Origin of the sequence: Nonomuraea zeae (genome assembly GCF_005889725.1) — a bacterium.
In the GTDB taxonomy this organism is placed as follows: Bacteria; Actinomycetota; Actinomycetes; order Streptosporangiales; family Streptosporangiaceae; genus Nonomuraea; species Nonomuraea zeae.
Window position 1 is genome coordinate 45,401 of record NZ_VCKX01000051.1, and the last position, 7,204, is coordinate 52,604.

Sequence of the window (7,204 nt, forward strand, 5' to 3'; positions counted from 1 at the left end):
TTTGATGTCGTACTATTCGACGCGTAATCATCTTTGGGAAGGGGTTCATTCCGTCCCGAAGTAGTTAGACGTCAAACTACATGGAGTGGTCAATGCGTACTCTGATCCGCGACGTCCGCGTCTTCGACGGTGAGCGGACCGTGACGGGCGCCGACGTCGTGATCGACGGCGAGCGCATCGGCGAGCCGGGCGAGCCGGTGGACGTCGAGGTGGACGGGACGGGGAAGACCCTGCTGCCGGGCCTGATCGACGCCCACGCGCACGCGTTCGACGGGGACCTGGAGGAGGCGCTGAAGTTCGGCGTCACCACCGAGCTCGACATGAACAACCTGCCGCCCGTCCTCGCCGCCCAGCGCCGGCAGGCGGCCGAGCGCGACGACGTGGCGGACCTGCGCAGCTCCAGCATGATCGCCACCGCGCCCGGCGGGCATCCCACCCAGATCATGACCCCGGACGTGCTCAGGGCCCTGGGCTCCGGCACCGGGCTCGACACGGTGGCCGACTCCGACCAGGCCAAGGCGTTCGTGGAGGCGCGGCTGGCGGAGGGCGTGGACTACCTGAAGATCGCGGTCGACGACGGCGGGGCGTCCGGGATGTCGCTCCCGGTGCTCAGCCCTCAGGTCGCCGCGGTCCTGGTCGAGGCCGGGCATGCCGCGGGCCTGCGGGTCATCGCGCACACGGTCACCGCGCGGGAGGCGCTCATCGCGCTCGACGCGGGCGCCGACGGGCTGGCGCACCTCTACTCCGACGCCGGGGAGGAGCAGGCCGAGGAGCTGGCCGCCCGGATCGCGTCGTACGACGCGTTCGTGGTCAGCACGATCACCTACATCGAGGCCGTCACCGGGGACCCCGGCGGCCAGGAGCTGCTGCGGGACGAGCGGATCGCGGGGCGGCTGTCGGAGCGGTCGAAGGCCACGTTCGGCAGGGAGATCACCGACGTGCCCATGCACTCGCGAGGCGTGCTCAACGCCTCCCGGTCGGCGGCGGCGCTGGTGCGTGCCGGGGTGCCGCTCCTGGCGGGGACCGACTGCACGCCGTTCGGGCCCGTGCACGGGGCGGGGCTGCACCACGAGCTGCTGCTGCTGACCGAGGCAGGCCTGACGGCCGAGGAGGCGCTGGCGGCGGCCACCAGCCTGACCGCCCGCTGCTTCGACCTCGCCGACCGGGGCAGGATCGCCCGGGGGCTGCGGGCCGACCTGCTGCTGGTGGAGGGGGACCCGACGGTGGACATCACCGCGACCCGCGCCATCGCCGGCGTGTGGCGGGGAGGCGTACGCCAGGCACGCCGAACCGCGTAGCCCGCCTTCGGCGTCCGGTCTACCCCGTCAGCCGATCACCCGCTGTCGTCGCCCAGTTGGCGTGTCCTGAACTCCGGCACTTCCCTGACCGGCGCCTCCGTCTTGGGGCCGTCATTGGCGGCGCCGGCCGGAGCTGAAGTTGGCGGCGGCGAACTGCTCTGCCGTCGGCGCGCGTTCCGGGTCGGTGAGCCACTGGGAGGCAAGCCCGACGAGCAGGGCGAGGTAGTGCGATCCGGTCGCGTGGACCTCGCCCGGATCGCTGTCCGGGCCGAGGCCGGCGAACGCCCGCGCCAGCGAGGCCCTGGCCAGCTCCTGGCCGCCGGCGATCATCCCCCGGATCTCGTCGTCCTGCCGTACGGACGCGACAGACTCGAAGTTGACGAGCCACAGCGATCGGTTGGCCTGGATCGAGACGATGATCCGGCCCCACAGGTCTTCCTGAGCATCCAGCCCGGGCCGCGTCCCGCCGGGTTCCTCGAGCACCGCGAACAGCAGCTCACCCCACTCCGTGTTGAGATCGCGCAAGGCCCGGGTGAGCAGCTGCTCCTTGGACCCGAAGTGGTAGTTGATCGACGCCTGGTTCGCCCCCGACGCCGCGACCAGGTCCCGCACGGTCGTGTGCGCATACCCCTTGGCCAGCAGACAGTCACGCGCCGCCAGCAACAGCTTGTCCTTGGCACTCATATGCTCTACCGTATCAAATAAACATTCGTATGAAACGTTTGTTTAAAACGATCATTTAGAGAGCTGCCATGACTCCGTATGCCACTGCCGCGCCCGCCCCACCCGTGCTGCGCATCCGCGCTCTCCGGTGCGAATATCCAGGAGAGGCCGGACCCGTCCACGCCCTGCGCGGCGTCGATCTCGATGTCGCCCGGTCCTCTTTCTTGGCGATCATGGGGCCGTCCGGTTCCGGCAAGACCACCCTCCTGCACTGCGCCGCCGGGCTGCAGAGCCCGACATCGGGCTCCGTCGAGCTCGACGGGCAGGACCTTCGCGGGCTTGACCAGACGCAGCTGGCGCGGTTGCGGCGGCGCCGCGTCGGATTCGTCTTCCAGTCGTTCAACCTCCTGCCCGCGCTCTCGGCCGTCGACAACGTCGAGCTCCCTCTGCGCCTGGACGCGCGCAAGACCGAACCGGCGCGCACGAGCGAGCTGCTCACCCGCGTGGGGCTCGGCAACCGGGGCAGCCACCGCCCTCATCAGCTGTCAGGCGGCCAGAAGCAACGCGTCGCCGTCGCGCGGGCACTGATCACCGACCCCGACATCGTCTTCGCCGATGAGCCCACGGGCGCTCTCGACATTCGCAGCGCCAGGGAGGTCCTGCGCTTGATGCGTGAACTCGCGGACCACGGTCAAACGATCATCATGGTCACCCACGATCCGGTCGCCGCCTCCTATTCCGATGCCGTCCTCTTCCTCGCCGACGGCCGGATCGTCGATCACCTCCCTCGCCCCACCGCGCAGCAGGTCGCCGGCAGAATGGCCGTCCTGGTCGAATCGGCGGAACAGGCCGCCCACGACTCGGCGGTGAACCGGTGATCAGGATCGCCATGCGCTCTTTCGCGCATCACCGCGCCGCCGCGATCGCCACCGGCCTGGTCACGCTCGTCGGCACCATCCTGGTGACGGGCATGATGAGCCTGCTCGGCACCGGGCTGGCCGAGAGTACGGTCGCCGCCGACCGCGCGTTCCTGGTGCAGTTCCCGCTCATCATGGGCGGCTGGGCGGTCGCGATCGTCTTGTTCGCCATGGTCTCGACGATCGGCGTCGCGCTCACCGGCCGCGCCGGGGAGATCGCGGGCATCCGTCTCATCGGCGCGAGCCCCCGGCAGGTGCAGCGGATGCTGGCCGCCGAGACAGCGGCCATCTCGGCCAGCACGGCGCTCCCGGGCCTGGCCGCCGGCTACGCCGTCGGCTGGGTCGTCACCCGGAGCATCCATTCCGCCGGGCTCACCGACGCCGCCTCGGTCTTCGCGCCCGGCTTGCTGCTCCCGGTCCTCGGCGTGCTCGTCGTGCTGGCCGCGAGCGTGCTCGCCGCATGGATAGGCAGCCACTCCCTCGCTCACCGCAGCCCGGTGGCCGATGCGTCGCCGCCCCCACGCCGCCGTACGGGACGGCATCCGGGACGGCGACGCCGAGTCGCCGCGACGATCATGATCGCCGCCGGCCTGGCCTCATCGGCCGCGGTGTTCGCCATGGACCCGGCCGACGTGCTCACCACCGCGATGACCGGGCCCGGCTGCGTGCTCGTCGCCGTCGGCATGTGCATCCTCGCCCCGGAGCTCGTCGCCACGGCGAACGCCGCGCTCAACGCCTTCCGCCCGGCACGCGCCACCGCCCCCTCCCACCTGGCCGCGATCAACCTCTCCGCGGCGCCGGAGCGGGTACGACCGACCGTGACCTTCCTGACCCTCTTCGTCACCGTCGCCGCGGGCACGCTCAGCATGCAAGGCATCGAGAACAGCGTCGGCACGGCGAGCAGCACAGCTCAGGTCCTCGCCTCGATCAACTACTTCGTCGTCGCCCTGATCGCGGCGTTCATGGCCATCGCCCTCACCAACAACCTCGTCGCCTCCATCACCCAACGCCGCCCTGAGTTCGCGGTCATGTCCCTCATCGGCTCGACCGGCGCCCAGACACAGCGGATGCTCGTACGCGAGATCGGCGCCGCCACCGCCATCAGCACCATCGCCGGAAGCGTGGGGGCGTTCGTCACCGTCCTGCCCTTCGCCATCGTCAAAACCGGCGATCCCCTGCAAGCGGCGGCGCCCCTGCCCTACGCGGTCACCATCGTGATCGGGATCGGCGTCACCCTCGGCGTCACATCTCTCGTCGGGAGGCGCGCCATCCGCACGGCGTGAGGCCACGGCAGGCACCGCACGAGCTACATCCGGGTCCGCGCGTACGCCTGCAGTGCGTCGCGGACGAACGTCGCCCCCGCGGCGTCGTCGTACATGCCGGCGAAGCGGGGGTCGTCGACGTACATGTCTCCCAGGCCCTGCACCATCTCGATCGAGCACTCCCGGTCGCCCTCGGCCGTGGGGGTGCCCGGGATCTGGCTCAGCCACCGGACGTGCCGGGCGGCCAGTGACTGAGCGCGTTCCGACATCGGAGAGACCCCGGCCCGCGCCGCGGCGACCCAGGCGGCGACGAGGTCCTCGGCGGCCTGCTTCCAGGCGAGCTGCTGGTCGAGGGTCTTGCCGTGCCACCAGTCGTTGCTCACCTGGAACACGCGCTCGCCCCAGCGTGAGATCACCTCGTCCTTGTAGTGGTCGTTGAACCCCGCCAGCATGACGTCCATCCGCGGTTCCGCCCCCGCCTCCAGGGCCTCGACCGTCTGGCGTACGGACCGGATCTGCCGTTCGATGCGGTCCCGTTCCGCTTCCAGCTCGGCGATGTGGGCGCGCAGCCCGGCGCACGTGTCCACCTCGTCGGCCAGGACCTCGGCGATGGCCGGCAGGCCCAGGCCGAGCCGGCGCATGAACAGGATCCGCTGGAGCCGGGCGACCGCGGTGGCGTCGTAGTAGCGGTAGCCGTTCGCGCCGACCCGGGACGGGGCCAGCAGCCCGAAGCGGTCGTAGTGACGCAGGGTGCGGCTGGTGATGCCGGCCCTCACCGCGAGCTCCTGGATCGTCCACTCCATCGTCCCAGTGTCACCTACGGCGGAGCGTGGCGGCGATGATCTCCGAGCTGTCGGCGTGCAGGGCCTGCGCCGCCGTCTGCCCGGTCTCCGCCAGGTAGGTGTCGACCAGCCGGTTGCCCGCGGCGTACCCGGCGCCCATCGGCAGTCCCACCGGGGTGAGGCCGAAGCGCTCGGCGCTGGGGTCGCCGTGCACCCAGGCGGTGAAGTTCTGCATGCCTGTCACGTCGAGCCCGGTGAGCACCTTGCTGAAGACCTCGTCGTCGTGCAGGTGCGGCACGCCGATGCGGGCGGGGCCGAGCTCGTCGCCGTAGAGCTGGCGGGCGAAGGCGTCGGCCAGGCCCTCGCCGACGATGTGCTCGCCGACGGTGACCGTCATCGGGTCCCACACGACCCCGCCCGGGCTCCACCGCAGGTTGTGGTGCAGCTCGTGCACGGCGGTGGCCTCCAGCCGCGCCACGTTCTCGGGGAAGGGCCAGAACGTGATGGCGATGTGGCCCGAGATGCCGCCGAACCCGGTCAATCCTTGGCAGGGACCCATGAAGTGCTCGTCACCCGGATCGCCGAGGAGGAACAGCACGGTGATGTCCGGGGCCGCCAGCCCCGGCGTCGCCTCCAGCAGCACGGCGAGAGCGTCGTCGAGGGCGCGCTGCATCCGCTCCCAGGCCCCGGCCGCCGCCAGGGTTTCGAGCGCGTCGAGGCAGCGCTCCTCGTCGCGGTCGATGGGGAACCCGGACGTTTCGCGGTGCACGGCAACCAGGTCGATCTCGCCGGGGTTGTAGCGGTACATGCCCTTGTTGGCCTCCAGCATCGAACGCAGCAGGTCGACGCGGTCCGGGACCGGGGCCAGCAGGATCCGCCTCATGGCGGAGTAGGTGTCAAGAACGGTGATCGACATGGCGCCGATGCTAGAAGTTGACGCAGCGTCAACGTCAAACCCGGCGGCGCCCTTCGTCAGGCACGGGCGCCCACGGCCGCGCCCGCCCGGGCCTGCCGTGGGAGCCGAAGCAAGTCCTTCCAGACCCTCGCCCGACGCCACGACAGCCGCGCTCTACGGCTTGCGGCCCACGCAGCCGTACTGGAACACCTGGCGGTCCTGGTAGCTGGTGCCGGAGTCCGGCCGCCACCGCGGGAGGGACACCAGGCCCGGCTCCACCGGCTCCAGCCCGTCGAAGAAGGCCAGGAGCTGCTCCTCCGTGCGCAAGGTGAGCGTCGTGGCGCCGCTGGCGTTCCACTGGGCGGCGGCCTCGTCCATCGAAGGGCTCCGCACGCTGTGCGCGATCGCCAGGTAGCTGCCCGACGGCAGCGCGTCCAGCAGCGTGCGTACCGAGGCGTGCGCCTGGGCGGCGTCAGGGACGAACTCCAGCACGCCCATCAGCATCAACGCGACCGGCCGGGTGAAATCCAGCGTCCTGGCGGCCTCGCGCACGATGGGCTCGGGCTCGCGCAGGTCGGCGTCGAGGTAGTCGGTGACCCCCTCGTCGCTGCCGACGAGCAGCGCCCGCGCGTGGACCAGCACGATCGGGTCGTTGTCGACGTAGACGATCCGCGCCTTGGGGTTGACCCGCTGCGCCACCTCGTGGGTGTTGTCCGCCGCCGGGATGCCCGTGCCCACGTCCAGGAACTGGTCGACGCCGCACTCACCGGCCAGGAAACGCACGGCGCGGCCGATGAACTCGCGCTCGGCGCGGGCGTTGACCGGCAGGTCCGGCATGACCTTCACGATCTCTTCGCCGACCTCGCGGTCAGGCGCGTAGTTGTCCTTGCCGCCCAGCCAGTAGTCCCACACCCGGGCCGGGTGTGGGACGGAGGTGTCGATACGAGCCGTGACCGCTGCTCTGTCACTCTCCACGGGGCCCTCACCCATCAAAGCCTCCTCATCGGCGTCCATGGCCTGCGGCCAGGGCACCAACATAGATGATCTAGGACGGCTGGATGGGCGAAATCCCACTTCATCGGGATATCTGGCGGATAGAACCGCCCGTCACTCCCGGCGGGCCACCCGGTCGGCCAGCCCGGCGATCGGCGAGGTGGTGACGCGCCCGCCGGTCGTCTCCTGCCGGTCCGCCTCGCGGTAGGCCGCGTACATCCCCTGCACCCCCAGCCAGCGCAGCGGCTCGGGCTCCCACTTCCTGACCCGCCGGCCCACCCACGGCAGCCCGGTCAGCTCGCTCTCCCGCCCCAGTACGAGGTCCCGCAGCGTGCGGCCGGCCAGGTTCGTCGTCGCCACCCCGTGGCCCACGTAACCACCCGCCCAGCCCAGC

General features: G+C 70.9%; 7 protein-coding genes and 1 pseudogene. 3 read left to right on the forward strand and 5 right to left on the reverse strand.

Annotated elements, in window-relative coordinates; genetic code table 11:
- The first annotated feature begins 92 nt into the window (after nt 1-92).
- The gene (locus ETD85_RS18640) at nt 93-1,298 is read left to right on the forward strand and encodes an amidohydrolase family protein (protein ID WP_138690996.1); all 1,206 of its coding nucleotides are present in this window, start codon (nt 93-95) and stop codon (nt 1,296-1,298) included.
- A 111-nt stretch (nt 1,299-1,409) separates the two neighbouring features.
- Here ETD85_RS18640 and ETD85_RS18645 read toward each other — a convergent pair whose 3' ends face one another.
- Nucleotides 1,410-1,982, reverse strand: a complete 573-nt coding sequence (locus ETD85_RS18645) for a TetR/AcrR family transcriptional regulator (protein ID WP_138690997.1) — start codon at nt 1,980-1,982, stop codon at nt 1,410-1,412.
- A gap of 68 nt (nt 1,983-2,050) precedes the next feature.
- On the opposite strand from ETD85_RS18645, the gene ETD85_RS18650 reads away from it, so the two are divergent.
- Both ETD85_RS18650 and ETD85_RS18655 read left to right on the forward strand, forming a co-directional pair.
- Entirely contained in the window at nt 2,051-2,839 is a 789-nt protein-coding gene (locus tag ETD85_RS18650; protein WP_138690998.1) for an ABC transporter ATP-binding protein, read from the forward strand.
- Between the two features lie 11 nt (nt 2,840-2,850).
- A complete protein-coding gene (locus ETD85_RS18655; RefSeq protein ID WP_206058392.1) occupies nt 2,851-4,161 on the forward strand; it encodes an FtsX-like permease family protein in 1,311 nt (436 codons plus the stop codon).
- Nucleotides 4,162-4,184: 23 nt separating this feature from the next.
- On the opposite strand, the gene ETD85_RS18660 is transcribed toward ETD85_RS18655, so the two are convergent.
- From ETD85_RS18660 to ETD85_RS18675, 4 genes and pseudogenes are all read right to left on the reverse strand, one after another.
- Nucleotides 4,185-4,943: a MerR family transcriptional regulator gene (locus ETD85_RS18660; protein ID WP_138691000.1), complete on the reverse strand. Its 759-nt coding sequence runs from the start codon at nt 4,941-4,943 to the stop codon at nt 4,185-4,187.
- A gap of 10 nt (nt 4,944-4,953) precedes the next feature.
- Nucleotides 4,954-5,838: a DUF2268 domain-containing putative Zn-dependent protease gene (locus tag ETD85_RS18665; RefSeq protein WP_138691001.1), complete on the reverse strand. Its 885-nt coding sequence runs from the start codon at nt 5,836-5,838 to the stop codon at nt 4,954-4,956.
- A gap of 153 nt (nt 5,839-5,991) precedes the next feature.
- Nucleotides 5,992-6,807, reverse strand: a complete 816-nt coding sequence (locus ETD85_RS18670; RefSeq protein ID WP_138691002.1) for an SAM-dependent methyltransferase — start codon at nt 6,805-6,807, stop codon at nt 5,992-5,994.
- A gap of 117 nt (nt 6,808-6,924) precedes the next feature.
- Nucleotides 6,925-7,204 (reverse strand): annotated as a pseudogene (locus ETD85_RS18675) (FAD-dependent oxidoreductase); the annotation flags it as partial.